This is a genomic window from Flagellimonas ulvae (assembly GCF_049333175.1).
GTDB lineage: Bacteria > Bacteroidota > Bacteroidia > Flavobacteriales > Flavobacteriaceae > Flagellimonas.
Genome location: NZ_CP186325.1, coordinates 2,142,087 through 2,168,913, shown reverse-complemented (window position 1 = coordinate 2,168,913; position 26,827 = coordinate 2,142,087). Strand labels below are relative to the sequence as shown.

Sequence of the window (26,827 nt, the reverse complement as noted above, 5' to 3'; positions counted from 1 at the left end):
TTTTGTTACTGTTTTTTAAACAACCTTCAATCTACGCAATGATTACCGTAATATCCAACCACTTGTCCAACTGTTCTTATTTTTTTCTCTTTAATAGCTTCTTTGATTAAGGGGCAGTTAGAGAAATAATTAATCAAAACGTTCCTTCTTAATCCAAGAAGACCCTTATCCGCCCTTATGAAAAAAGAATCTCCTTCCTTTTTGAGCAAGTCCATTGACCGTAAATCGTTGTTGTCATAATCTATCCACTCTAATTCATAGTGGCTCACCTCACTTTTGCTGAGTACTTTTAAAAAGTGCCGCTCTCCTTTTTTAACATCAATATCATACCTAGAATTGCCCAAAGAGAGTCTTGGAGCGGTGTACGAATGTTGACTTAACCAAAAGCTTTCATAACTAGAACCATCTACTTTGAAGGATGAGACTTTTTTTCTTCCATATTTTTTTCTTTTACCCTCGGCATCTATAATTTTAACTTTTTTGTAGAATTTGCTTATTACCTTTCCTTCTTTGAAATATTGCACCTTACCAAATATGGTGTCACCTGTGTTGAGCACCAAATATTCTGATGGACTACTGTTTTGGGCGAAGAACAAGGTATTCCAAAAGAGCAATACAGCAACAATGGGTATTTTAGGGTTCTTCATATTTATAAACTTTTGGCCCTTATCTTTTCTAGTCAAATATGTGTTCCTCATAATCTTTCCACCATGCTTCTATATCAATTTTTGGTTTTCTGCATATATATAGCGGAATTCCGTTCTCTTCTCCAATTGCGTATTTGTGAGTAATTATTTTTACTAATTCAACTTTTTCAAAAACATATTCAACCGATGGTTTTTCGTTACCTAAACTGATCCAAACATCAGCATCTTTATTTCCAGGTCCCCAAGTCCAAAAACTACCATGTCTGCTTATAGGATCAGGTAAACCATAGGGTTTACCCAAGATTTTAAGTGCTCCAGCTTCTCCATAGTTTTCAGCCCATAAGACACAATTTTTTTTCTCTTTTGGACTTAGGGACTGATAAACACTATCAACTAGTTTGACTTGTTCTTCCCAGCCAAACATATCTGCGTAATCTCCGGTTAACTCTACGCGTCCATTCTTTTCTTCAAGATTTTTGTATTCAACATACTTTTCAATTGGTAGTATAGGCGTAGCTTCTGGGATAAAATATATGGAAGCTGTTAAGGTGATAAATGCAATTACATAAGTCCAAACAGGCTTTTTGGATAATAAACTTTCTATCTTGACTGCTCCACTTGCAAAAAGAGCCGGATAAATTGCAAATACATAGTATGCCTTTGAATTGAGGAACCACATAGCAGAAAAGATTACTATGAATGCAACTCCAACCGCTCTGTATTTCCTTAAGTAATTATCTATTAATAGTGCAAAAAGACCAAAAAGGCTGATTATTAAAGTAAATGGGAAATTTAATTGTTCAAGCCCAAACTCAAATGGGTTTATTTCATGAAGTTGATTTTGATTTAAAGCTTGTAAATGTTTTAAAAGAGGAAACTTATTTTGGGTTTGCCACACAATATTGGGCAAGAAAATTAACAATGAAATCAATGCAGAGAGGTAGAGCCATTTACTTTTAAATAGATTACCTTTTTTGTAGAAAAATAGACCAACAAAAAGGCCAAACGCCCAAACCAATATGGTGTATTTGTTCATTAACCCTAACCCCAGAGTTATTCCCAATAGAATCAAGAATTTTTTGTGCTCTGAATTAATATACTTTATAAAAAAGTAAAACCCTAGTGTCCAAAAAAGTTGGTCAAATGCAACAGGTTGAAATAAGGTGTGGTTTCTATAAAATGGTAGGAAAGCCAGGACACAAATTCCAGCTAGCAATATAGCCCTGGACTTTCCTCCAAGTTCTTTTGCTATCAAACAGCATAAAATCAAAATGGCGATACCGGCTAGGGTCGGAAAAAGCCTAACTCCTAAAAGTGAATAATCAAAAAACCAATAGGATACTTTTCCAATCGCTCCTATAAGTGGCGGAAATTCCATAAATCCCCAATCTAGGTGTTCACTTACCGATAGATGAAGTAGCTCATCACGATGAAACCCATAGTTCTTGTTGCCAAACCATTGAATTAGTAGCTTTAGAAATGACAGGGTAAAGATTATTGGCAAATACTTTTTCATTGGTTCTGTTCAACTAGTAACTATTACTGTTGTGCAAGGTCATTATCCGGGTTGATTTTAATAGTTTATAACGGTCTTGGTTATGGTTCTTACTTGGGAAATTCACGAAGGTTTTTCAGCGTTAAACCCCAACAATCTTAAAGATAAAGCTTAATAGCATTATAACCTTTATGACTATAGATGTTATTCAATAAATATATAGTCTGTGTATTCATTGCTCAAATTGTAGCTTCCGCATTCTTGTTTTCTGTGTTCGTTATCTTTTTAAGATTCCCAAATACGCTTTCCATGCTCCCACTTCTTCTTTGTACTGTTTTGCCATGACTCTTGAAATCTGGGAGATATGCCCTAAATCATGTACTACCCATGTAGATAGAAGTTCTTTTAAGTTCACCTCACCTAGTTCCGGATGAACACCCCTTTTTTTTAGAGCTTGCTCGTCGATGTTCAATGATTGTAGTTCCTTTATATTTTCAGTCCTTAATTTTTTAAACTCTTTCAGTAATTCTGAGATGGTCTTTTTTTGACCTTGCTTGTTTTGCGCAAATCTGTCAAAAGGTTCAAAGGTTTTGTTTTGTGATTCCGAGAGAATTATTTTGGCTCTTGGTATCCAATCCGTTTTTTCGCCATGAATTAAGTGTCCCACAATTTCATAAGGACTCCATGTATTATCACCTTCATTGTGCTTTAGCCATTCTTTGGAGATTCCATCCAATAAAGTCTCGATTGTTGACGGTGTTCTCTCAAGAATTTCAATCGCTTTGTCAAGTTCAAAAATCATTTATCTCATTTTTTTGACTCACCATGAACCCAATGGATGGTTATAGTAATGCTGTTTATTCCATATAGACACTGATGATGTCAATCCTCACTAATTTTATTGTATTTCTTCAAAATGTCAAGAATCTTATCCTTAGGAATGGAGTTTATCGTATGACCATCCCTTCCAGTCATTGTTTCTGCGGCAAATAGGGAGTTTAAAATGGCCTCCTCGGTGGCTTCAATAGTTGCTAAAAATAAGGGTGTTATTACTCCATTGCGTAATACCTTGGTCTCGTTAAATAATGAATCACTTAAATGGGGAATGCGGTTCTCTTTTGCGGTTGATACTGCTATCACATAATCCCCACTTCCATTGGATGCGATTCCACCGGTTTTTGCCAATCCCATGATGGCCCTTTTGGCCAATCTTTCAAGGTTTCTTGAGTCCAGTGGGGCATCGGTCATCACCACCATCATACACGAACCATCCACATCATATTTGAATTGGGAGGGGTAATTGTCCAGTTCTTTGGCTATGGGAGCTCCGTTAATCTCCAGCACCCCACCAAAATTGGATTGGACTAAAACACCAACGGTATATCCGCCAAATTCTTTGGGAATAATACGGGAAGAAGTCCCAATGCCCCCTTTGTATTGAAAACAAATGGTTCCTGTTCCTGCTCCCACATTGCCCTCTTCTACAATTCCTCCTTGAGCGCTTTGTATGGCGCTTAACACATGTTCGGATTTAATGTGCCTCCCTCTGATATCATTTAACCAACCATCATTTGTTTCTCCAACTACTGAATTTACTGAGCGTACATTTTCATTAGCCTCCAAGGTATAGGTAATCAGCGCATCCGAAGCGACCGGAACGCTCAACGTATTGGTTAGGATAATGGGTGTTTCAATATTTCCCAATTCTTTGACTTGGCTATAACCTGCCAACTTCCCAAAACCATTTCCAATATAAATAGCCGCGGGAACTTTAAATTGAAAAATGTTCTCAGCATGGGGCAGAATTGCTGTTACACCTGTTCGTATACTATTACCACTAATCAATGTGGTATGACCCACTTTGACCCCATCAACATCCGTGATGGCATTGTACTTCCCGGTTTTTAAAACACCAATCTCAACACCATAATCCCTTAGCCTTTTGTTTTGGGAAAAGGAAAACAAACTATTAAGTATTAAAATCACCAATAAAAATCTAGGTACGGGCATATAAATTTTTTTGTTGATCCTGCTTAAAAGTAGGTGAAAGAATACTAGGCAATTGTAGGCTGTAACCACTTCTTACAAGAAAATTCAAGAGGACTACAGCCATTAGTTTTCTATTATCTCGGATATGGCTGAGAGATTATTACATCTAGTTTCAATCAATGGAATTTCTTCTTTTATACAAGACTGCAGTAAACCAAATATAAAACACAAGTGCCCAAATACCTAAAAAAGGCCCTAAATCAAACCACCCGGATTCAGCAGGGGGTTTGGGGAAAGTGGTCATATTTAACACCAATAATCCAGCTGAAAGCAAAGACCCTACACCTCCCAATATTTTATTGAAACTCGGACTTTTCATGATGTTAACACCAAATAGAAACCAGGAAATAGTTATAAAAATATCAAAAGCAATATCTAAACCCAATTGAACCCTATTTGTCCCTCTAAAAGTTGCTTTTAGTAAATTTTTGGTTTCTTCTGAATTTGCAGCTTCCATAGCTTCACTATGCCAGATATTGTTCGCTAGCTGAATTACTATTAAAGATAAAACAAGGACTCCTCCTATTATGCCAAATATATAAGCAATTTCAAGGGTTGCGGTATGGGCTTCTTTTCTTAAAAAGCTATATAACCCCATAAAAGAAACTATCCAAAGGAGGGGAAATGAAAACCCAAACAATCTGACAAGTGGCTCGGGTAAAAATGAGAATGCAGCCACACTAAAATAAAAAAGGATTGATAGTATACCAGATATCGCTCCAATTATTTCTATTTTATGAATGGTACTTTTAGTGGAAGTCATAATATGTTGTTTCAATTTCTAGTTGTTTATACAAGACGAAAAGACTAATTAAATGGTTGCCCGGATTTTCCATTAAACATGACCAATGCGATTTATGCAGTGTAAACTTGAACTTTTAGGTCCATTTCCACTAGAACGGGAATATTGCTTTAGGACAATGTGTTGACATGGGCTTACCATGGGTAAATTGACCTAAAAGGTCTCACATATTATTTTAGTCAGGAAAATTCTTTGATTTTTTTAAGGCCAAGAAATCAAATTATTTATGAGTAGAGAGGTCGTGCTGAATCATTGTCTCTGCTTTATATTGAACAATTTGATCAAGGAGGTATCTGCTAATTGCTATCCTTTTCGTTTTCCTCTTTCTTTTCTTCTTTATCCTTCTTGCGTTCCCAAGGCTTCCAATCTTTTCCAAGGGTATACTTTTGAACCCACTTTATCTCTTCGATATCCCTGGTACGAATATGGCGCGGTTCCCTAAAACCATGGGGTTCACGGGGAAACTTTAGATATCGTACCGTTTTTCCAAGATCTTTGAGTGCGGCAAAATACATCATGCTCTGTGCTTCGGTATCCGTGATGTCTTTGTCTCCATGAAGGAGTAGGAGTGGCGTTTCTACCTTTTCAACATGGGTTAAGGCAGACTTTTGGCGATATCCTTCCGGATTCTCCCAAAACGTTCCACCAATGTACCATAGCCTAACATCAAAGTTAAAGCCGATACCATATTCTGAGCGCCAATCCGATACCATAGCACCCAAAGAAGCAGCTTTGAAGCGATTGGTTTTACCAATCACCGTACCTCCTAGAATTCCTCCATAACTCCATCCACGTACGGCCATTTTGTTGGAGTCAATTAAGCCCTTGTCAATTACAAAATCCACTCCACTCATGAGGTCATTATAATCTCCTCCACCAATATCTTTCATATTGCCACGCAAGAGCGTGTCGGTATACCCACTACTTCCGCGAACGTTGGGGGCCAGTTGTACATAACCCAGACCTGCCCATACGTGATAGCGATAACTAAATGAATTGGAAAACACGCCAGCAGGACCGCCGTGGATATGAAGTAGAAAAGGAGATTTTTTGGAATTGGATTTCGCGGGTTGAAATAACAATCCTTCAATTGCTAATCCATCGGTTGACTCCCATTGAACGGGTTCCATTTTGGCCAGTTCGATATCTTTTTCAATCCAAGGGTTGAGGTTGGTCAGTTTTTTGGGTTGGAAGGGAGCGACGGTCGAGAAGTAAAGATCGGTAGGCGTATCAAAGTCACTGAAGCTTAAAACCATTTTACTTCGGCTTTTGTCCATTCCGAGAATTCTCCAAGTCCCTGTTCCGTTGCTAATATTGGTGTAATCCCCTGATTCCAGATTTAAGCGATAGACGTTGGAGTTGACTCCTTGTTGTCCGCTGAAGAAGATGGATTTTCCATCGGGTGCCCAATAATGGCCGCGTATGTTTCCTTCAAACTTTTCCGAACGAATCTGGATACTTTTTGTACTCACATCCACTGTCCAAATCTTGGCGTTTTTCAGCTCCCATGTCTTATCATCCGCGGCTGTGAAACTGAGCATTTTACTATCTGGAGACCAAGCTAATCCTCCTTCTGGAGCCCTATTGTCGGTAAGCTGGACAGTAGAGCTATCTGCGACATGATACAAGAAAATCTCTGATAGATTTCCCTGATTTCTGCGATTTTCCGTGCGTGCCGTATAGGCGATATGTTTTCCATCAGGGCTCACTTTCATATTGCCCATGAGTAATTTTTTCTTTAGAAGCGGCTGAATCTTTTTATCCTCCACATCAATCACAAACAGATGCCTCCATTCGGACTCACGCTGTCCGTTGGGACCCTCGTCCACAACTACATGATCATACCCATCTTTTTTGTCCTTTTGCGCCTCTTTGGAAAGTGTGCGATTGGCTAAAAAATAGATTTTTTTACCATCGGGAGACCACTGATATGACCGAACACTTTCACTGTGTTTACTTAACTGAACGGCTTCACCACCATTGGCTCGGAGTAAGAACAATTGTGACTTTTTTTCTACGCTGCGGATTAAGCTGATATACTTTCCATCAGGTGAAAACTGGATGTTACTTCCACCGTCTTTACCTAGAAATTGATAATCATCAGACCCATGAGGACGAATGCTATGGTATTTGGTATTACGTTTATTTTTTGCCCAATCCAATTCGGATTTACCGTAAAGAATTTGACCGCCATCAGGAGAAATATAAGAACCTTGTAATCGGACCATATTAAGGCCATCGTCCGTGGTCATGGCTCTTTTTTGTGCGCTTAGGCAAATTGTAAAGCACAATACAATCAAAAAAATGAAAGGTTTTTGCATGAGGAATATCTGTTGTTTTTTAAACCATTTTTACATTATAGCATTCAACCGTGAAGCTATAAATTATTTCCTTGCCTTCCATTTGGTTAATATATCTTTTTCCCTATTCATAAAGGAGCGCTCGCCATTCAATATGTTATCCCGGCGTTCTTGTGTAATGGCATCCGAATACCACCAATCTTTAGTGGCCATAACGGTGTCTGCCAGTGGTCTAAATTGGAGGTCAGCCGCAATGGCTTTACTATTATCACTTTGGGACATACCCGCATACTCCGGCAATTGGATAACCCATGGCTGAATTCCGATGATTTCATTGTCTTTAAGAAAATTGAGGTCATCAATTTGTATGTAGTTCACTGGAGAATTATAGCAGGCATGAACTCCGTGGACAAAAGCATTGGTTGTCATGGGAAAACCGGGGCCCGAAGCATTGTAAGTCCCTGCTGACTTATTTTCAAGCAAGCGTATCATCCATTCTGCCAAGTCCCTTACATCAATGTACTGGACCACCTCATTTCTGTCTCCTGGAATGATTATATCTCCTCCTTTTTCAAGTCTGGCTAACCAATATGGAAAACGATCTGTACGATCTCCAGGGCCAACAATCAATGATGGTCGTACGATAATAGATCTATCAGCTCCGAAATGGTTTATCGTCGCCAATTCCGAGTTGGCCTTCATCACGCCATATTCGTAGGTATATTTTGCATCTCCCTCTGCTTCTTTGGGCACTTCCAATACAACCGAACGTTCTTCTGAAAAATCTTCTCCATAATACGGATAATAAACACTTATAGACGAAGTGTACATGTAATATCCGACGTGGTCCTTTAGTAATTGAGCTGTATCTTCTGTCCATTTCGTTTTACGTCCAGAGTTGTCTATGACCACATCCCATGTTCTGTTTTTAAGTGCTTCCAGATTATCCTCTCTATCCCCAACGAGTTGTTCAACTTTTGAAAAAAGCTTTTGGTGAACACTGGGAATGGTTTTTCCTCTCGTAAAGGTGGTTACTTTATGCCCTCGATTTAGAGCGTATGCAATCTGATGCGGACCTAAAAAACTGGTTCCTCCAAGAATGAGGATTTTTAGTTTTTTGTCATTCCATTTATAATCGATTAGGCTTTTTACCGGACTAGCATCTACGATTGATGTTAATCCTAAAGCAAGCCCCATTCCCAAAAACTCGCGTCTATTTTTTTTCATTTTCTAGTTTTATTTTATCAGTCTTCTTATTCGGTTTATCAATGATTTAATTATCTGTAGCAGTTTCGCGTAAGAGTAGTAATGGATTTTCACTCACAAACCCTTTGGTTTCAAAGTGACTTTTGTTTTCTGTTTATACTTTCGTTTTATGACTTCAAACGCTATTTTATATATCGTCTTACCTATAGTTATTTTTCGGTCTCTACTATTGGAATGATATGTTTTAATAGAATATCAAACGCCAATTTCCCACGCCAATTTCCAAAGTTGCTACCTGTAAATGTTATTGCTGTGTTGTAGTCTTCTAAGACCATCATGTACTGCCCGCCATTACCGGAAGCAAACAATAATTCGGTTTCGATATTCTTGTACTTTAATTTTTCGCGATACCATAAATAACCATACTTTGCAGTGGTGTATTTTGCGTTTTCAGTTCTACCAAAACGTGTAAAGGACATTTCAACATCGGTCTGGCAATTGGTTGACTCTTTTATCCATTTTTCCCTAACAATTTGTTGACCTTTCCATTTGCCTTTATCCAAAACTAGTTGAGCGATTTTTTGCATATCGATGGGTTTCATAAAAAATGAACCAGCAGCATAGCCTCCACCGTTAGGGGTTATATACCATTTGTAGTTTTCAATTTCAAGGGGTTGAAAAAGATGTCGTTTGGCAAATTCCATAAGTGTCAAACCACTTGTTCTTGAGATAATGATACCTATGAGTTCAGGTTCCATTGATGTGTAAGCCCAATTCAGGCCTGGGTCGTGACGTAGCGGAATGTTTAAAATGTACTTCAGCCAATCTTTGGTTTCCCACATTTCTGATTCGCAATCAGGTCCAATGCCAAAAAAACCCTCACAGGCCAATCCTGATTTCATTTCCAGAAGGTTTCCTACTGTTATCTTTCCTCTTGGATCATTTTTCCATTCAGTTATGAATTTTTCTATTTCATCATTGACAGTAAATAGTCTTTTGTCAATAGCTATACCAGCAAGCAAACTTGTGATTGACTTAAATGAAGAGCGCGTATCGTGGAGGCTGTCTTTTTCAAAACCATTGAAATATTCTTCGAACAGTACCTTTCCATTTTGAGAGATGATTACTCCATCAATGTTAGGATATGTTTTTGAAGCAATAATGGATTTTAATTCAGTGAGTTCGTAGGATTTCTGTCCTCTGCAATTAACCGTTAAAAACAGTAGGGTAATTAGTAAGGGATATTTCATTTTCTTCAGGTTGTTCATAATTGTAGATAACAGTGTCGGCTATGATTTGTAGCGGCTTGGAAATCGTTAGAATTCCTGCCGGGGCAAATACTGCCGTGAATGGTTTATAGGTTTGAAGTTAACGAATTGCAGCTATAAATTATAGCCTTTGCTTTTAGCAGTTTTATCTTGATTCGGTTTAGTGGTTAAGTAGAGTTCGTAGTAGATTCCAATTAAACATAAATCATTAATAAAAATAACTTGATTCGTTTATCCAATGAAAACGTCTTTTCATTAACCTGAACTCATTTATGTCTAGAGGTTTTCGCTTAGCAGTTATAAAGACAGAATCGTTTTTGATCATTCCCTTTAATACTAGCGTAGTTGAATCAAGTTTTTCAAAATAAAGCCTACTGATCTTTTTCCGAGCGATCAATATGGAATCCATCCCATAGTAAATGCTATCAGCGATGCCTAGTTCATTATAAACCTCTTGCGTTTTTTCAGATAGGTCCTTTGGGTCTCCATATAGAATAAGTTCTTTTTTATCGACGTCAACATTTATGAATGCGACACTATCCCTCCTAAAGCGTACTGCTTCAAGTATTCTATCTCCAATAACGAGCTGCTGCCAACGCTGGGAATTCTCTAGCGATAAGGTATCTTTATTCAAGGTGAATAACTCAATGTCATAAAGCCCAGCATATTCAGATTTAGCCTGTAAACTTTCTTCAGAGCTCTTCTTGTAGCTCATATTCTCTTTAACTGAGACAATTAAGAAATAGCCGATTACACCAATTTTTAATACCGTTTTTGAAATACGCACCCATCTTTTTTTATATACAGGCGCTTGAATAACCGAAAGCGAAATGGCTTGGCCGGTCAAGAAAAACCGAATGATACTTTTAGCATCTTTAAGGAATAAAAAAAGAGCCATGACAAACAAAGCTGTGGGATACATTTTAGCATGAACGTCATAACTATAGTTTACGGCCATTACGTTGAGAAGAGCTACCATAATTAGGATTGCTCCGAGGGCAGTTGTTCTTCGAAAAAACAGTAGCAGCGCCGCTCCTTCTGCTAAGCCCATGAAAACATTGTATTCATAAGAATGACCAAAAAAAGCCCAAGCCAAATGCATGGATGACATGTCTCCCACCTGCTCTGTCAACGTATAGTATCCAAGGTTGGGAAATTGGACTTTAAAAAATTTATATAGCGCAAACAGAAATAGTGTAAACGCCAAATAGTAGCGTATGATAGTGGTGAGCCAATAATAAAGCACTTGATAGTTTTGGCGTTTTCTATCGAGTAAACTCCATAGGATAGTTCCCAAAGCGGCCACAAGCGCTATCGTGAAATAAAGTAGATAGACGTAAGTTCTATCATTGTGTTCCCCATCATATGGAGATATGATAAGGTATTGAATATTAAATAGGTCTTTTCCAACCCAGGAAACTACGTTATCCAATAAAGTCGGGAGCGGCCCATAATAATATAGTTGAGTTAAAATGGGGTTTACTGACCAATCCATAAAAATGATGAACAGGACAAAGAATATCAGGGCATAACGGAATCCAATTTTATGATAGCCCTTCCAAGTCGGTTGTGTTGTGGAGTTTTCTCCCATGTCACCTATACTTATCCATACTGCTTGTATTGCGCAGGTATTTCGTCTATTCGTGCTTGCTTTCCCATAAGACCAAACAAATTGCTTAAAATGGTCTCGGTTATAATCTTGTTGCGGTTTGGCTACTAGACAACGTTACGCGTTGGATGCTGTGATTTTCTAATGAGCCAAAGGCGTATATAGAAACAATTCCGGTTTGTTTTTAGTTCGTTTGAAGTTAAGGTTTTTTATTTTTTGCTCGGGATTGGCAATGAATTAAAGCCAATGTTGTGCATTCGTTTTTTTCAGCCTGAAAAGACAAACATGTAATGTCCATTATTTTTTGCGCTACCGAAAATAGACTTTAATCGTTCTATCCCTTCCAGAATATGTCTTTTATTGAATGCCTGGTCGTAAGATTCGTCATCGTGCCATACTTCCGGATAAATTCCATTGGAGTTTAGTTCAGAGGAGCTATAATTTTTTTCAAGTCCACTCGCCGTTAAGCTTTGTAACAGATTGTCCATTTCCGATATTTGGTCCGGCGATAAGTAGCTGTAGCCTTCACTAAAAATAGGACAACTCTAAATTCAACAATTTTTGATTAATAATGTTTGTTTTGGGGAAGAATTCTTCCCCAAACCGCTATTGCTTTTATGCCTTGTTGGCGGTAGTTTTTATTCCCTATTCCCAATTAAAACTTTTTTCAAATTACCTTTTTCTTTCGTTAGGAGAAACAGTAAATAAGGGGCGAAAACAATTATTCCTAGAATCATAGCGACAACTGCTATCAGAATCGATTTAATTGAGAACTTATTTCGCCAAGCAATCCATAGAGCAGAAAGCATTAAATAACATTGAAAGTCTAGAGCAAATTGCCCCATCCACGTCAATGAAGTAGCAAACTCTTGAAATCTGGTTAAAAAATCAATCCCGTCATTGTGTATGGCAATGACGCTATAAATTAATAGTCCAATGGTTTGAATTACAAGCAGTACTTTTAATGCATATAGTTTATTATTCATAGTTTAAGTTGTTTTAATTTGACCCTTTGCGGGTAACCAAAGCGGGCCAACAAATAAAATGAGTACGAGAATATTCCAAAGAGCATTTGAAGCGTGTCCACCTGCAATAGAACCTGAACTGTCTAATACAAACCATGAACATAAACCGATTAAAACAGCTCTTCTAACCATTTCTGGTGCTTTATCATAAACCAAAGAAGAAAGCGACCAGATTGTAACTCCATAGCCTAGAAGAAAACCACCCAATAAAGCAGAGACCAATTTTACAGTTGAATCGTCAAGTGATTCTCTCCCATCAATCGGCCAACTTAGTAAATCCAATGTAAGTCTTGCTGGTTCTGCAAGTTCAGGAATCGTCCCAAGAAAGCATATTGGACCAAAAAGAGCAACTAAAAAGCCTGAAATTTTCAGATACTGTTTATGAAATTTATGTGTTTTGTAAATTGGCGTTTTCATTTTTGACCTTATTGTTTTGGTCAAAATTAGAGCCTTTGCATATGAAGTTTTAGACGCTACCGTCTATTGCGATTGTATTCTGAGATTGCCTAAAATGAGTAACCAATTGACGAATATTTGCAAAATAGGTCTTAAGCCAAGACTCGTTTAGGGTTTCATCCGTGATTTGAAGATAAAAATTTTCTAAACTGAGTGTTAGTACCATTTGTGCTAATGAAGTATTTTCTGAAAGTCCGATTATTTTTTTCCATAACGGAAGTATTGCGGGAATAGAAATCTGATTGATTTGATTAAAGTAATTTTCAAATTCTTTGTTTTCTCTATGAATTCTAAGTTGTCGGTTGAATAAAAGGTCAATTTTGTGTTCAAGAATAACCTCAATTAATTCATTTTCATTAAGTGAATTTGATTCTTTCTCAGCAATAATTTTGGCTTGAGTAAAGTGATAAGTTAGTAGTCTGTCCTTAAAGACTTCTAAGTCAGCAAATAAATGGTAAAAGGAAGACTTGTTCTTACCTACTTCTTTTGAAAGGCGTTCTATTTTAAGTCCATTCGGTCCTTCGTAGGCGAAAAATCGATAGCCTTTTTTAATCCAAGATTTTTCTATTTCCTTCATCTTTTTAAATACCGCCAACGTTTGGATAAAGATACATGAAACGAAAACACAATTTTATAAACCAATAACCTCTAAATGCGTTGGTTATGGTTAGGTGTGTTAAAATGCACGGGGCTAGTAAAGAGAGAATCAGCTCAAAACCTGAGTCATTTTGACCTTGATTTCTTCCAAACATAGATTGCCCAAACTGCCTTCATGCGTATGCTCAATATCCTTTTTGGGTTTAAAATTCCCGTTTTCTATAGCCATACCCATGCTTTTATAGGCATCCCTAAAGGGAACCCCATTCTTTACCATCTCGTTTAGGGTATCCACGCTGAAGAGATAATCGTATTTGGAGTCGTCCAAAATGTTGGGTTTTACCTGAATTTCCTTCAAACTAAAAGCCATCATTTCCAAACAGGCTTTCATATCTTGAATCGCTGGTACAATGACTTCTTTCACCAATTGTAAATCTCTGTGGTAGCCGCTTGGTAGATTCGTCATAATTATACTCAGCTGGTTGGGGATGGACTGCAGTTTATTGCATTTACCTCGAATCAACTCAAACACATCCGGATTTTTTTTGTGGGGCATGATACTACTTCCGGTAGTCAGCTCATTGGGAAAGGAGATAAAATCAAAATTCTGACTCATATACAAACAGATATCCATGGCCAGTTTCCCCAAAGTAGAGGCGACGCTTGCGATTCCAAATGCCGTGGCCCGCTCCGCTTTTCCTCTTCCCATTTGGGCGGCTACTACATTATATTTAAGGGTTTCGAAATCCAAAGCTTGAGTCGTAAAACTTCGGTCTATGGGGAAAGAGCTTCCATAGCCTGCTGCACTGCCCAACGGATTCTGGTCAGCTACCTTATAGGCCGCTTGGATAAAATAGAGGTCGTCCACCAAACTTTCGGCGTACGCGGAAAACCACAACCCAAAAGAGGAGGGCATGGCAATCTGTAAGTGGGTGTATCCCGGGAGCAAAACGTTTTTATGCTTGTCTGCCAATTTTAATAAGAGGTCGAAGAGGGTTTTTACTTGGTTCTTGATTTCAATGAGTTCGTCTTTAAGGTAGAGCTGGGTTGCTACCAAAACCTGGTCGTTTCTGGAACGTGCAGTATGGATTTTTTTGCCCACATCTCCTAATTTTTCAATCAACAAATATTCAATTTTAGAGTGCATATCCTCAAAATCGTCTTCTATGGTAAAGGTTCCTTTTTCAATGGATTTACCGATGACTTCCAACTCTTTGACCAAACTTTTAGCCTCCTCTTCACCAATGAGCCCCACTTTTCCTAACATTTGCGCATGCGCCTTGGAGGCAATCACATCGTATTTAGCAAGGACCAAATCCAATTGGCGGTCGTTGCCTACGGTAAAGTGATCTATTTTCTTTTCGGTACTGAATCCTTTATCCCAAAGCTTCATGGTGTTTCTCTTTTAGTATTCATTAAAGTGGTTAAAACTTGCATAGCAGCTTTAGCTTCTGTTTGAGCTACAAAAATATGGTCGTGGTAGTAGGCCGCCACCACATTGCAAGATATTCCTTCTTGAGCTAGGGCATTGGAAACAGCTGCTGTTAGCCCGACAGCTTCCAAAGAAGAATGTACGTTCAGCGTAATCCAGGAAGCCACGTAGTCATAGTCTAAATGTAGCGCATCTGCTTTTTCTTTCTTTAGAATCAGCGTAGTGCCCTCTTCTTCCTTAAAACTGGCAATGATTTCCCTGAAATCCAACGGCAAGGAATGTTCCGAAGAAACAAACACATATTCGCCCGAATGAAGTATGGGCTCCATTTCATTAAGCAATAGTGTTAACTCTGTTTTACCTGACATCTTTCTCTTGCTATACGGTGATAAATCCGTTTACTATTTTAATGTACAAGTCAATGCCCTCCTCAATTTCATGCACGAAAATATATTCATCGGCCGAGTGGGAACGTGTGCTGTCGCCAGGTCCCAATTTAAGGGATTGACAACTTAGGGCCGCTTGGTCTGAAAGGGTAGGCGAACCATAGGTTTTTCTACCTAGGGCCAGCCCACTTTTTACCAAATCGTGATTGGGATCAATGGCCGAGGAATTTAGTCGCAAGGAGCGCGGCGTCATTTGGCATGGTGCTTCCGCTTGCAATAGTTCTGCAATTTCGGCATTGGAATAACAGTCGTTTACACGAACGTCCACTACCATATCCACATGCGCTGGGACAACATTATGCTGTTTGCCCGCATTGATTTGAGTAACAGTCATTTTTACCTCTCCCAAAGCCTCCGAAGTCTTTTCAAAACGATAGTTCTTAAACCACTCCAATACATCGATGGTGTTATAGATAGAATTGTTGTTGTTCGGATGGGCAGCATGGGAAGGTGTTCCTTCCACTACGGCATCAAAAACAATAAGCCCCTTTTCTGCAATCGCCAAGTCCATTAAGGTAGGTTCTCCCACTATGGCCACATCAATTTTTGGCAGATTTGGTAAAAGGGAAAGCAGGCTGTTTGGACCCGCACTTTCTTCTTCCGCAGTTGCCGCCATTATGATGTTATGATTTAAATCATCCCGATGGTAAAAGTGCGCAAAGGTGGCCAAAAGCGAAACCAAACATCCACCCGCGTCATTACTGCCCAATCCATAAAGCCTTCCATCTTCCACATGGGGGTGAAAGGGGTCTTTGGTGTAGGCGGTATTTGGCTTTACCGTATCGTGATGGGAATTCAGTAAAAGGGTCGGTTTGGAGGCATCAAAATGTTGATTGAAAGCAAATACATTGTTGATTTGCCTTTGGGTTTCGATTCCAAAATCTTGCAACCAATTTTGAATGGTATCTGCCGTTTTATCCTCCTCACCAGAAAAAGATTGGGTGGAAATCAGCTCCTTCAATAGGGCAATAGCTTTCTCGGTCAATGTTTTTTGATTGTGACTCATAATGTCAAGCGTGTATATTTTGATGTGGTATTGGATAACATACTTTCGTTGCCAATACATACTTGATGAACGTTATTTTGTAGGGCATAAAAACAATTGTGCATTTTGGGCAACATGCCATCGGCAATGATACCTTGTTCGAGTAAGTTTTTATAACTCTCTGAGTTGATATGTTCAATTACAGAATCTTCGTCGGATACCTCGCGCAACACTCCTTTTTTTTCGAAACAATAGTACAAGGTAGTCTCATAATTTGAAGAAAGACCCACTGCCAATTCAGCTGCTATAGTGTCCGCATTGGTGTTGAACAGCTGTCCGTTTCCATCGTGCGTTAAGGCACAAAAAATGGGTGTGAAACCAGCTACCAAAAGCTTTGAGATATTTTCTCCATGTACGCCATCCACATCCCCTACAAAACCAAAATCGATATCTTTTATAGGTCTTTTATGTGCATGAATGGTATTGCCATCAGCACCGCTCATCCCAATGGCGTTGGTTCCCATGCCTTGAAGCTCTGCAACAATATTTTTATTGACCAAACCTCCGTAGACCATCACCGCAACATCCAAATTGGCCGCATCGGTAATTCGTCTTCCGTTGGTCATTTGTGCTTTAATTCCTAGTCGGTTGCCCAGTTCAGTGGCTTTTTTTCCACCTCCATGCACCAAGATGGTATGGTTTTCCATTTTGGAAAACAACTCCAAAACCTGGGATAATGAACTTGAATTTCCAATGACATTCCCTCCAATCTTTACTATGGATAGTTTTTGTTTCATCTTTATTATTTTGTCATTTCGAATCCAGAGCGAAAGCAAAGGTGAGAAATCTAGATTTCTCGTCGCCCCAAATTTCTTTGGGACTCTGTCGAAATGACTATTTCATATTCTCCAATATCTTTTTTAATACTATTTGCGCTGAATAGGTCCGGTTATTGGCTTGTTGAATCACCAAACTTTGGTTGCCATCCAATACGGCATCTTCCACTACCACATTTCGGCGTACAGGAAGACAGTGCATGAATTTGGCATTTCCTAACTTTTCCTTTGTCATCATCCAATTGGAATCTTTGGATAGTACTTGGCCATAATCTTGGTAGCTACTCCAATTTTTTACGTAGACAAAATCCGCATCTTTCAAGGCTTTTTCCTGATCGGTTTCAATTTGACAACCTTCGGTAATCTCTGGATTGAGTTCATAGCCTTCTGGATGTGTAATTATAAATTCCACTTCTTGACCTTTCATCAGGGTCACAAACGAATTGGCCACGGCATGCGGTAAAGCTTTTGGATGTGGAGCCCAGGATAAAACCACCTTAGGTTTGTCCTTAGTTTTATTTTCTGCTAAGGTAATCGCGTCTGCCAAGGCCTGTAAAGGATGTGCGGTGGAGCTTTCCATGTTCACAATGGGAATGGAAGCAAATTTGGCAAATCCATTCAGAACTTCTTCGGCTTCATCCTTTGCTTTATCCTTTAATCCAGCAAATGCCCTAATAGCAACGATGTCAGCATATTGTGAAACCACTTGAGCAGCCTCTCGAATATGTTCCGAAGTGCCTTGGTCCATAATGGTTCCATCTTCATATTCCAAGGCCCAACCTTCATTTCCAAAATTCATGACCATGACTTCCATACCTAAATGCATGGCCGCTTTTTGTGTGCTCAAACGCGTACGCAAGCTATTATTGAAAAACAGCAAACAAATGGTTTTGCCCTGTCCCATGTTTTTAAATTGATACGGGTCTTTTTTTAGTGTAATGGCTTCGTCTACCCAATTGGGCAGGGAATCGATATCTTGTAGAGAAAGAAAATGTTTCATGAAAGTTCTTTGTTTAAGGCTTCAAAGAATTGATTGATATGGTCTTTGGAAATGTTCAAGGCTGGCAAGATGCGCAACAGCTTCTTGTTCTTTGAACCTCCAGTGAAAAAATGCTGGTTGTGAATCAATCTTTTACGCAGGTCAGCAACTTCAAAATCAAATTCCAACCCCAGCATTAATCCTCTACCCTTAATTTTTTTCACTTGTGGAACTTTAGCTGCCTCCTGTTTAAAATATTCTCCCAAGCTTTCGGCATTTTCAATCAAGTGTTCTTGTTCCAAAACCTCTAGTACGGCCAAGGTTGCCGCACAGGCTAGATGATTGCCGCCAAAAGTGGTTCCCAGTAAACCATAGGATGCCTTTATGGATTCATGAATCAAGATTCCGCCCACTGGAAAACCATTGCCCATTCCCTTAGCGATGGAAATAATATCGGGCTGGATTCCATGATGCTGAAAAGCGAAAAAAGCACCACTACGTCCAAATCCGGATTGTACTTCGTCAGCAATTAGAACTACGCCATTTTCTTTGCATTTTTTGGCTATAAACTGATAGAATTCCTTGGTGGGTTCATCCAATCCGCCAACTCCTTGAATGGCTTCCAAAATGACTGCACAATAGCTGTCGGATTCGATGGCCTTTTCAAAAGCTTCAAAATCATTCAAAGGCAAAAAAGTAACCTGCTGTTGCTTGTTTATAGGCGCATTGATAGCAGGATTGTCCGTAGTGGCCACAGCAGCCGAAGTCCTACCGTGAAAAGCGTTGGAAAACGAAATGACCTTGGATTTTCCTGTATGAAACGAAGCTAATTTTAAGGCATTTTCATTGGCTTCAGCTCCTGAATTGCACAAAAACAAGTTGTAATTCTCACAATCCGAAAGCTTACCCAAAAGGCTGACAAGTTCCTGTTGCAAAGGATTTTGTACTGAATTGCTGTAGAAAGCGATTTTTTCCAGCTGTGTTTTAATTCGATTCACATAATGCGGATGCGAATGCCCAATGGAAATAACGGCATGACCTCCGTAAAAATCCAGATAGGTCTTTCCGTTGTCGTCCTTTACCTCGATTCCCTTAGCGGAAACCGGAGCAACATCATATAAGGGATATACATCGAATAGTTTCATTTTCTTCTTTTTTTGTCATTTCGAATCTGTTGCAAGCAGAGAGAAATCTATTTTAAGATATCTCACTTTTGTTCGATATGACATTTCAATTAGCCTTTTCTAATTTGACTTATTTTTTCGAACGAGGTAACAATTCCTCGAATCAACGATGAACTGAGTCCTTGATGTTCCATTTCATTTAACCCTTCAATGGTACATCCTTTTGGTGTGGTTACCCGGTCAATTTCTTCTTCTGGATGAGTACCTGATTCAATCAATAAATTGGCTGCTCCATTACAGGTATGCATAGCTAATTCTTGGGCCTCTTTTGCATCAAACCCTAATTGAATAGCACCTTGAGTCGTTGCTCGAATGAGTCGCATCCAGAATGCGATTCCACTAGCGCAAATAACCGTAGCCGCCTGCATTTGTTCTTCTGGTATTTCCAAGGAATGCCCCATTCTGTTAAAAATGGCCTTGGCCAAATCGATTCGCTTTTTGCCCAATTCATTACTACATATGCAGGTCATGGAATTACTAACCGAGATTGCCGTATTCGGCATACTTCGAATGATGTATTTGTCTGAACCTATTGTTTCTTCCATTTTGGAAATGCTAAAACCCGTAATGGTACTGATGACCACATGTTTTTCGGTGAGCAAATCCTTTACCTGTTCCAGTATAGCTTTAAAATGCCCTGGTTGAACGGCAAAAATCAATATGTCCGAGTGTTTTACTGCCTCACGATTGTCGGAAGTAACCGTTACATTTCCATATTTTTCAAAATTCTTGATGTCATCCAGATTCCTTTTGGTCAAGTACATGGTTGTGGCACCATTGCTGTGCAAAACCCCTTTGGCTATGGATAGACCTAAATTTCCTGCTCCTATGATCGCTATTTTCATTCGTATTTTTTTAAAAGACTCCCGCCTTAAGTTGTAATCCCAAATCTTCTTTTAGTCCAAACATCAAATTCATATTCTGCACCGCCTGTCCCGAAGCGCCTTTCAATAAATTGTCAATCGCTGAAGTGATGAGTAAAACATCCTCATGTTTGTGCAAATGAATATGACACTGATTGGTGTTCACCACCTGTTTTAAATGAATGGATTCATCAGTGATATGCGTGAACAAAGCGTCCTGATAAAACTCATGATATAAAGCTTTTGCTTCTTCCAAGCTTCCTTCATAAGCTGTATAAGCTGTGGCCAAAATACCTCGTGTGAAATTCCCGCGATTGGGCAAAAACCGTAATTTGCCAATAGTATTCCCGAGAGAATTTAAGCTTTCCCCAATTTCTCCCAAATGTTGATGGGTAAAGGGTTTGTACCAGGAGATATTGTTGTTTCTCCAGCTAAAATGGGAGGTAGGAGATAAACTTACTCCGGCGCCTGTACTTCCTGTCATTGCATTGATATGCACCTCTTGAGACAAAGCTCCTTCCTTGGCCAATGGAAGCAAAGCCAGTTGAATGGCCGTTGCAAAGCAGCCTGGATTGGCGATATGATTGGCTTTGACAATAGCTTCTTTTTGTAACTCAGGGAGACCGTAAACATATTTGTTACCCTGAAATTCGGCATGATTTTCCAATCGGAATTCGTTGCTGAGGTCTATGATTTTGGTTTGGGCACTAAACTCATTTTCGGATAAAAATTTGGAAGAATTCCCATGACCCAAGCACAGAAAAACAACATCAACCTTAGGGTTGGATTCTCCGGTAAATTCAAGTTCGGTTACCCCCAACAAGTCTGGGTGTGCACTTGAAATTGGTTTTCCCGCTCGTGTTGTGCTAAAGACAAAATCAATGTCAACATCAGGATGGTTGAGCAATATTCTGATGAGCTCTCCACCTGTATATCCCGAACCGCCTATTATTCCTGCTTGAATCATATTTTTCGTTTTTTGTCATTTCGAGTCCAACCTTTTGGCGAGAAATCTAGATATCTCACCTTCGACCTTGCTCAGGATTTCGATATGACATAATCCTTACTCTTTGTTGTTTACGTGGTTCGCAATTTTTCCTGGATTCGACAGGATTTTGATGAACCCCTTTGCTTCATCGGCAGTCCACCCTTTGTTCATTTCACCATAACTACCAAAAGAAGCATTCATCAAATCGTGTGTTGAATTGATGCCATTTAGCTCAAATCGATACGGATGCAAGGTAACCAACACATCACCGGATACATTTTTCTGGGTGTCCGTCAAAAAGGCTTCAATGTTTCGCATAACTTCATCCAAGTAGTTGCCTTCATGCAACAACATACCATAAAAGTTGCCCAACTGTTCCTTCTGGTATTGTTGCCACTTGCTTAAGGTGTGTTTTTCTAATAAATGGTGTGCTTTTATAATAATTAAGGGAGCCGCAGCTTCAAAACCAACCCGGCCTTTTATACCAATGATGGTATCGCCCACATGAATATCTCTTCCAATAGCATATTTGGAAGCGATTTCAGATAATTTCTCAATATTCTCAATAGGACTTGCTTTTTCCCCATCTACGGCAACCAATTCTCCTTTGTCAAAAGTCAACTTCAAAACTTTGGAAATTTCTTTTTCCAACTGACTTGGATAGGCCTCAGAGGGTAAGGATAAATGAGAAGTCAGTGTTTCATCACCTCCCACGGATGTTCCCCATAGCCCTTTATTAATGGAATATTTTGCTTTTTCCCAAGAATACTCCACCCCGTTTTCTTGCAGGTAGGCTATTTCAGCCTCTCTAGATAGTTTGTTGTCCCTGATTGGGGTGATGATTTTAATTTCCGGAGCAATGATTTGAAAAATCATATCGAATCGAACTTGGTCATTTCCTGCTCCAGTACTTCCGTGGGCTATGTATTCGGCACCAATCTTTCGCGCATGATTTACAATTTCAATGGCCTGTACAATTCGTTCTGCACTAACCGAGAGGGGGTATGTGTTGTTTCGTAACACATTTCCGAAGATGAGGTATTTGACCACCTTCTCGTAAAAAGTCGCAATGGCATCAATGGAAGTATAGGACGCTGCTCCCAATTGCAGCGCTTTTTCTTCGATTTCTTGAATTTCTGTTTCTGTGAACCCTCCCGTGTTCACACTAACGGCATGCACGTCGAAATTCTCTTCCTTGGAAAGGTATTTGGCACAGTAGGAGGTATCCAAGCCACCACTATAGGCCAGTACTAATTTTTTCATTTTGTTTTCTTTTTAAGAAAAAGGCTTTGTTTCATTTCTTTTAATCGTTGGAATGCCTTCCCGTTCAATTTTCGTGATTTGAATTTATTGGCTTTGGGGTCATGTAGCATTCCCGTACATAGACACATTTTACGGTCGGTACGGGTGAGAATATCGAAATTTTTACAGGTCTGACAGCCTTTCCAGAATTCCGGGTCGTCCGTAAGTTCAGAGAAAGTAACAGGCTTGTATCCGAGCTCATAGTTCATTTTCATAACAGCTAGTCCTGTGGTGATTCCAAAAATCTTAGCATCAGGAAACTTCTTTTTGGAAAGCTCGAAGACTGCTTTTTTAATCTTTTTGGCAAGCCCCTGATTCCTGAAATCTGGATGTACTATCAAGCCTGAGTTGGCCACAAAGTTTTTGTTGCCCCAAACTTCTATGTAACAGAAACCTGCAAATTTTTCACCCTCCAAGGCTATGACCGCGTTGCCATTTTGAAGTCGCTGAATGATATATTCCGGGAATCTTTGCGCAATTCCCGTTCCTCGGACTTTTGCTGAGTCCGAGATGGTGTCACTGATTATCTGGGCGTATTTAAAATGTGATTCGTTAGCAATTATAATTTCCATTGCCAATTCGATTTAAACTAAAATTTGAACTAAGGATTTGATGGTTTTTGCGGAAATGGACTCACCTATTTCCATAACTAGTATGCACCCTTACGGGCGACGGCGGGGTGCGAAAGGACGTAGTGGAGCAATGGTGCTCAATGAAGTTAATATGTAGTTTTGTCCGTTCATTACGAGGTTAAATGTACAAATTAATTCCAACCACCCTAATTTGAGGGTGGTTTTTTGAAGAAATCTAACTTTTTTGCAGACTTAGTGGTCAATTCATAAATGAAAAAGGCAAACACCACAAAATATTCAATAGCCAGAAGCCATAGATTTTCGGTAAAATCAGGATTGGAATAGGCCCAATAGCTCAATATAGCCATCAAAGTCCATAGGATGGGGAACTTGTATTCGGTGAATAGACTCAGGGTTAACAAGAAAATAATGTACCACGGGTGCACGGTACTGGACAACGCCAAATAGGCAAAAAGAAGCCAGAGCATGGATTGGATTAAGATTTTGAAGTTTTCATTCTTCCTGAAAAATGAAAGAATCAGGGCTATCCCAATTACCGAAAGAGCCATAATCTTACCATAGGTTTTTATCAGTTCCCAAGGTTTGGCTTCAAAAAAGTTAACCCCTATGGATTTGACCACATTATATATTCCTGCATTGAATTCGAAATTGGAAAACCAAAGTCCAACGGTTTCAGAATAGTTATCAATGAAGATTGGGGTAAAGAAAGGACTAAGCAATAGGACACATGAAAGAACAACTAGGGAATAAAATCCCACACTTTTTCTAAAACCCAGATATCTTAGGAACAATGGCAAAAAGAGTATCGGCACCAGTTTGGTCAAAATAGAAAGGGCGTAGATGGGTGCTGCAGACATCCATCGTTCTTTACAGAGCAAATACATTGACCAAACAAAGAAAAAGAGCATAACCCCTTCAAAATGAAGATTGCCAGAGAGTTCTAAAATAACCAAGGGATTCAAAAAATACCAAAAGACCTTATTGGGATTGCTATTCAACAATTTCAACAGTCTACTTCCAAAGTAAAGGATACCTATATCCGCCAAAATAATTTGGACACGCAGCGCTATTATGCTTCCTAGTATGCTTTTTCCACCAAAAAAAGCAGCAATGGTGAACATAATTTGATTTAACGGAGGATAATTGCTAAAATGTTTTGCACTCAACTCGCCCATGCCCGTATAAAGGGTGTTATAATTTGCTATCGGAATTTGCGACCATTCTAAAATCTGGTTTGGGGTATACAGATAGGGATTGATACCATTCTTAATCAATTGTCCATCCCAGATAAAACGATAAAAATCTTGTGACAGGTTTGGTTCTGCAAAAAGAAAAACCAAGCGGAATAATACTCCAGTCACGAACAAGAGCTTAAAATTCCATTTTTCAAACTGAATAAGCTTAAGATGACAGATGAAAAGAGCGATAAAAAGAAGAAGTAGTTTCAGAAAGTCTGTTCGGTCTAGGTCATAACCGAATACCCAATAAAAAGCAATGCTTGTCACTACCAATAACAAGGGTATTTTGTGCAACGCGATATACCGGAGCAGTTGGTTTGGCATTTATGGGTAGGCTTAAAGCATACTAAAATAGACCTTTAAAATGATTTTGGAATGAATCATTATCCATTTACTGTCAAGAGAATCTGCATTTTTTCTACAACTTTTTTCTATTTGATTATTTTAGTGCTTTGCGTAACAATTTACATACGTCGGCGTCTTTTATCATAGCAATTTTATCGTTTCATGGTTTATGAACCCCAACTTTCTGAAGTACAAAAACATATCGATCACTACTGGATTCTAAATGCTTCAGACCTTTTGGCATTGAACAGCACCCAAATGTTTGCTTACCCTGGTGTTACCCCTGACATGATTATTGTACTTGAGGGGCATTATTCGATTTCCTATCGAGGCGAAAGGCTCAAGTCAAACCGAAGTCTTCTGTTTAGTTTTATATATGAAAAGGTACATATTGATTTTTCAGCATTGAAAAGTTGCATTGTGGTAAAGTTCAAATCTAGGGCACTTTCTTCATTAAAACCATTTATTCGGGTTGGTGCTGATACCATTATGAAGAACTCGGTTGCATTTACGGAAGATATTTTTGGTTTTGGAATGCAAAGACTGAACGATTATCTAAAAACGTGCGACCCGGAATTATTGGTTTCTGAATTGGATAAGTGGTTTGCGCAACGTTACCGAAAGGAAGATGAAGGATTTATAGTCGAAATGTCTCAAGAAGTAAGTAAAGATTGTGATTTGAGCACCATTATGCATGCTACGGGCTATTCTTATTCAACCTTGGAACGGTATTTCAAAAAAGAAACTGGATTAACTCCCAAGGCTTTTCAAACCTTACAACGTTTCAAAAAAGTGCTCCGAGAACTTTCAACAACAAAAAACCAAGATTGGCAGCATTATGTTTTACAGTATGGGTACTATGATCAGAGCCATTTCATCAAAGAAATGAAAAGATTTACCGGGCATTCTCCATCGGCCTTGGTGCAGATTCCTAACTTCATAGAACTCCGTCCGAATTATAGTTGACGAATTTTTACAATGTAACTTGATTCCAAATACCAATCTTTCCGAAAAAGATACCAATGAAACACGGTTTATTAGTTTTGGTTTTGGCTGCGATGACCTTCGGGCCCTCAGATAGTGCGGCCCAAGTCAAAAATCATGATATAGCTTTGCAGAAGATTTTGGATAAGGCCTGCAAGAGGAAAAAAAATACCATTATAGGAGTTTCTTCGAGCGTAAAGTCGTCTGAACTCCAAATTAACTTTAGTGGTAGCAGTGGTTTTGACAGCAAGGAAAAAACAATGCCATTACATGCGAAACAACCTTTCAGAATTGCAAGTGTAACCAAGGTGTTTGTGGCTACCGCAATTATGCGTCTACACGAACAGCAACGTATCTCAATAGAAGACCCCATTACTAAATACATCTCTGATGCGCATATTAAATTGTTGCAGGACGGGGGTTATACCCCTGAAAGCATTACGGTACGCCACTGCCTGAATCATACGAGTGGACTTTATGATTATGCGGTAGGAGGGGAAGAGTATATCGCTGTGGCAAGAAAGGACCCAAAGAAGCGATGGACACGCACTGAGCAAATCAAGTTTGCCATGGATCATGGAAAGCCACATGCACTGCCAGGACAGGAAGAACATTACAGTGACACGGGATACGTTCTTTTGGGTGAAATTTTGGAACGACAAACCAATTCTGGTCTCGCTGAAAGCTTGCGAACACTCTTAAAGTTTGATGCATTGGGGATGTCATCTACATATTTGGAAAGTCTTGAAGAACGGCCGGAAGGACTTTTGAACAATGTGAAACGATACATGGGTGAACTGGATGCTTCCAATTGGGATAACTCTGTTGATTTGTATGGAGGGGGTGGCTTGGTATCGACCTCGGAAGACTTGACCCTTTTTCTTCAGGCCTTGTTTAATGGAAAGATATTCGAAAAAGAGGATACACTGGACATTATGTTGTTAAAAAAGAACTACTCGACCAATGGAGAAGCACTTCCTAATCAACGATTGGGATTTACTAGTGTTGTTGGAGAAAAAACCGGTTTAACAGCATACCTACATACGGGCTTCTGGGGTACTGTTTTTATACATATTCCTGAATACAATTGCAGTATTGCAATGAACTATACTTACGACGGAGATAGTGACGCTCTACAACAAACCATAGATTATGTGCTGGATTTGGCTAAAAAGAAAGGGTGAAACCTTAGCCAATA

The 26,827-nt window shown here is 39.1% G+C and carries 26 protein-coding genes; 2 read left to right on the top strand and 24 right to left on the bottom strand.

Annotation, left to right across the window (positions count from 1 at the left end; translation table 11 throughout):
* Positions 1 to 26 precede the first annotated feature (26 nt).
* From ACOKFD_RS09980 to ACOKFD_RS09865, 24 genes are all read right to left on the bottom strand, one after another.
* Positions 27 to 647 (bottom strand): hypothetical protein, encoded by a 621-nt coding sequence (locus ACOKFD_RS09980; RefSeq protein ID WP_422857800.1) that lies wholly within the window; start codon positions 645 to 647, stop codon positions 27 to 29.
* Between the two features lie 28 nt (positions 648 to 675).
* A complete protein-coding gene (locus tag ACOKFD_RS09975) occupies positions 676 to 2,163 on the bottom strand; it encodes an ArnT family glycosyltransferase (protein ID WP_422857799.1) in 1,488 nt (495 codons plus the stop codon).
* Between the two features lie 256 nt (positions 2,164 to 2,419).
* Positions 2,420 to 2,944: a DinB family protein gene (locus tag ACOKFD_RS09970; protein ID WP_298997098.1), complete on the bottom strand. Its 525-nt coding sequence runs from the start codon at positions 2,942 to 2,944 to the stop codon at positions 2,420 to 2,422.
* An 80-nt stretch (positions 2,945 to 3,024) separates the two neighbouring features.
* Positions 3,025 to 4,152 carry a P1 family peptidase gene (locus ACOKFD_RS09965; RefSeq protein WP_422857798.1) on the bottom strand — a complete coding sequence of 376 codons (1,128 nt, stop codon included), beginning with the start codon at positions 4,150 to 4,152 and terminating at the stop codon, positions 3,025 to 3,027.
* Between the two features lie 151 nt (positions 4,153 to 4,303).
* A complete protein-coding gene (locus tag ACOKFD_RS09960; protein ID WP_422857797.1) occupies positions 4,304 to 4,954 on the bottom strand; it encodes a hypothetical protein in 651 nt (216 codons plus the stop codon).
* A gap of 335 nt (positions 4,955 to 5,289) precedes the next feature.
* Positions 5,290 to 7,245 (bottom strand): prolyl oligopeptidase family serine peptidase, encoded by a 1,956-nt coding sequence (locus ACOKFD_RS09955; protein ID WP_422857796.1) that lies wholly within the window; start codon positions 7,243 to 7,245, stop codon positions 5,290 to 5,292.
* Between the two features lie 132 nt (positions 7,246 to 7,377).
* Positions 7,378 to 8,520, bottom strand: a complete 1,143-nt coding sequence (locus tag ACOKFD_RS09950; RefSeq protein WP_422857795.1) for an NAD-dependent epimerase/dehydratase family protein — start codon at positions 8,518 to 8,520, stop codon at positions 7,378 to 7,380.
* A 188-nt stretch (positions 8,521 to 8,708) separates the two neighbouring features.
* Positions 8,709 to 9,749, bottom strand: coding sequence for a serine hydrolase domain-containing protein (locus ACOKFD_RS09945; RefSeq protein WP_422857794.1), 1,041 nt, complete (start codon positions 9,747 to 9,749; stop codon positions 8,709 to 8,711).
* Positions 9,750 to 9,975: 226 nt separating this feature from the next.
* Positions 9,976 to 11,358, bottom strand: a complete 1,383-nt coding sequence (locus ACOKFD_RS09940; protein WP_422857793.1) for a hypothetical protein — start codon at positions 11,356 to 11,358, stop codon at positions 9,976 to 9,978.
* A 284-nt stretch (positions 11,359 to 11,642) separates the two neighbouring features.
* The gene (locus ACOKFD_RS09935; protein WP_422861017.1) at positions 11,643 to 11,912 is read right to left on the bottom strand and encodes a DUF1877 family protein; all 270 of its coding nucleotides are present in this window, start codon (positions 11,910 to 11,912) and stop codon (positions 11,643 to 11,645) included.
* A 102-nt stretch (positions 11,913 to 12,014) separates the two neighbouring features.
* A complete protein-coding gene (locus tag ACOKFD_RS09930) occupies positions 12,015 to 12,362 on the bottom strand; it encodes a hypothetical protein (RefSeq protein ID WP_422857792.1) in 348 nt (115 codons plus the stop codon).
* 3 nt (positions 12,363 to 12,365) lie between these two features.
* A complete protein-coding gene (locus tag ACOKFD_RS09925) occupies positions 12,366 to 12,818 on the bottom strand; it encodes a hypothetical protein (RefSeq protein WP_422857791.1) in 453 nt (150 codons plus the stop codon).
* Between the two features lie 49 nt (positions 12,819 to 12,867).
* Entirely contained in the window at positions 12,868 to 13,434 is a 567-nt protein-coding gene (locus ACOKFD_RS09920) for a hypothetical protein (protein WP_422857790.1), read from the bottom strand.
* Positions 13,435 to 13,563: 129 nt separating this feature from the next.
* Positions 13,564 to 14,847, bottom strand: coding sequence for an argininosuccinate lyase (argH, locus tag ACOKFD_RS09915; protein WP_422857789.1), 1,284 nt, complete (start codon positions 14,845 to 14,847; stop codon positions 13,564 to 13,566).
* Positions 14,844 to 15,254: an ACT domain-containing protein gene (locus ACOKFD_RS09910; protein ID WP_422857788.1), complete on the bottom strand. Its 411-nt coding sequence runs from the start codon at positions 15,252 to 15,254 to the stop codon at positions 14,844 to 14,846. The genes argH and ACOKFD_RS09910 overlap by 4 nt, the downstream gene beginning before the upstream one ends.
* Before the next feature lie 10 nt (positions 15,255 to 15,264).
* A complete protein-coding gene (locus tag ACOKFD_RS09905; protein ID WP_298997116.1) occupies positions 15,265 to 16,338 on the bottom strand; it encodes a M20 family metallo-hydrolase in 1,074 nt (357 codons plus the stop codon).
* Positions 16,335 to 17,114: an acetylglutamate kinase gene (argB, locus tag ACOKFD_RS09900; RefSeq protein WP_422857787.1), complete on the bottom strand. Its 780-nt coding sequence runs from the start codon at positions 17,112 to 17,114 to the stop codon at positions 16,335 to 16,337. The genes ACOKFD_RS09905 and argB overlap by 4 nt, the downstream gene beginning before the upstream one ends.
* 97 nt (positions 17,115 to 17,211) lie before the next feature.
* The gene (locus ACOKFD_RS09895; protein ID WP_422857786.1) at positions 17,212 to 18,153 is read right to left on the bottom strand and encodes an acetylornithine carbamoyltransferase; all 942 of its coding nucleotides are present in this window, start codon (positions 18,151 to 18,153) and stop codon (positions 17,212 to 17,214) included.
* Entirely contained in the window at positions 18,150 to 19,277 is a 1,128-nt protein-coding gene (locus tag ACOKFD_RS09890; protein WP_422857785.1) for an aspartate aminotransferase family protein, read from the bottom strand. Before ACOKFD_RS09890 ends, ACOKFD_RS09895 begins: the two co-directional genes overlap by 4 nt.
* An 89-nt stretch (positions 19,278 to 19,366) precedes the next feature.
* Positions 19,367 to 20,161, bottom strand: coding sequence for a pyrroline-5-carboxylate reductase (proC, locus tag ACOKFD_RS09885; RefSeq protein WP_422857784.1), 795 nt, complete (start codon positions 20,159 to 20,161; stop codon positions 19,367 to 19,369).
* 10 nt (positions 20,162 to 20,171) lie between these two features.
* Positions 20,172 to 21,146 carry an N-acetyl-gamma-glutamyl-phosphate reductase gene (gene argC, locus ACOKFD_RS09880; protein WP_422857783.1) on the bottom strand — a complete coding sequence of 325 codons (975 nt, stop codon included), beginning with the start codon at positions 21,144 to 21,146 and terminating at the stop codon, positions 20,172 to 20,174.
* 96 nt (positions 21,147 to 21,242) lie between these two features.
* Entirely contained in the window at positions 21,243 to 22,430 is a 1,188-nt protein-coding gene (locus tag ACOKFD_RS09875; protein ID WP_422857782.1) for an argininosuccinate synthase, read from the bottom strand.
* Entirely contained in the window at positions 22,427 to 23,041 is a 615-nt protein-coding gene (locus tag ACOKFD_RS09870) for a GNAT family N-acetyltransferase (protein ID WP_422857781.1), read from the bottom strand. Before ACOKFD_RS09870 ends, ACOKFD_RS09875 begins: the two co-directional genes overlap by 4 nt.
* A 206-nt stretch (positions 23,042 to 23,247) precedes the next feature.
* The gene (locus ACOKFD_RS09865; RefSeq protein ID WP_422857780.1) at positions 23,248 to 24,624 is read right to left on the bottom strand and encodes a mannosyltransferase; all 1,377 of its coding nucleotides are present in this window, start codon (positions 24,622 to 24,624) and stop codon (positions 23,248 to 23,250) included.
* 183 nt (positions 24,625 to 24,807) lie between these two features.
* Between ACOKFD_RS09865 and ACOKFD_RS09860 the strand changes: the two genes are divergently transcribed.
* Together ACOKFD_RS09860 and ACOKFD_RS09855 are read left to right on the top strand one after the other, a co-directional pair.
* A complete protein-coding gene (locus ACOKFD_RS09860) occupies positions 24,808 to 25,611 on the top strand; it encodes a helix-turn-helix domain-containing protein (protein ID WP_422857779.1) in 804 nt (267 codons plus the stop codon).
* 56 nt (positions 25,612 to 25,667) lie between these two features.
* The gene (locus ACOKFD_RS09855) at positions 25,668 to 26,813 is read left to right on the top strand and encodes a serine hydrolase domain-containing protein (RefSeq protein WP_422857778.1); all 1,146 of its coding nucleotides are present in this window, start codon (positions 25,668 to 25,670) and stop codon (positions 26,811 to 26,813) included.
* The last annotated feature ends 14 nt before the right edge of the window (positions 26,814 to 26,827 follow it).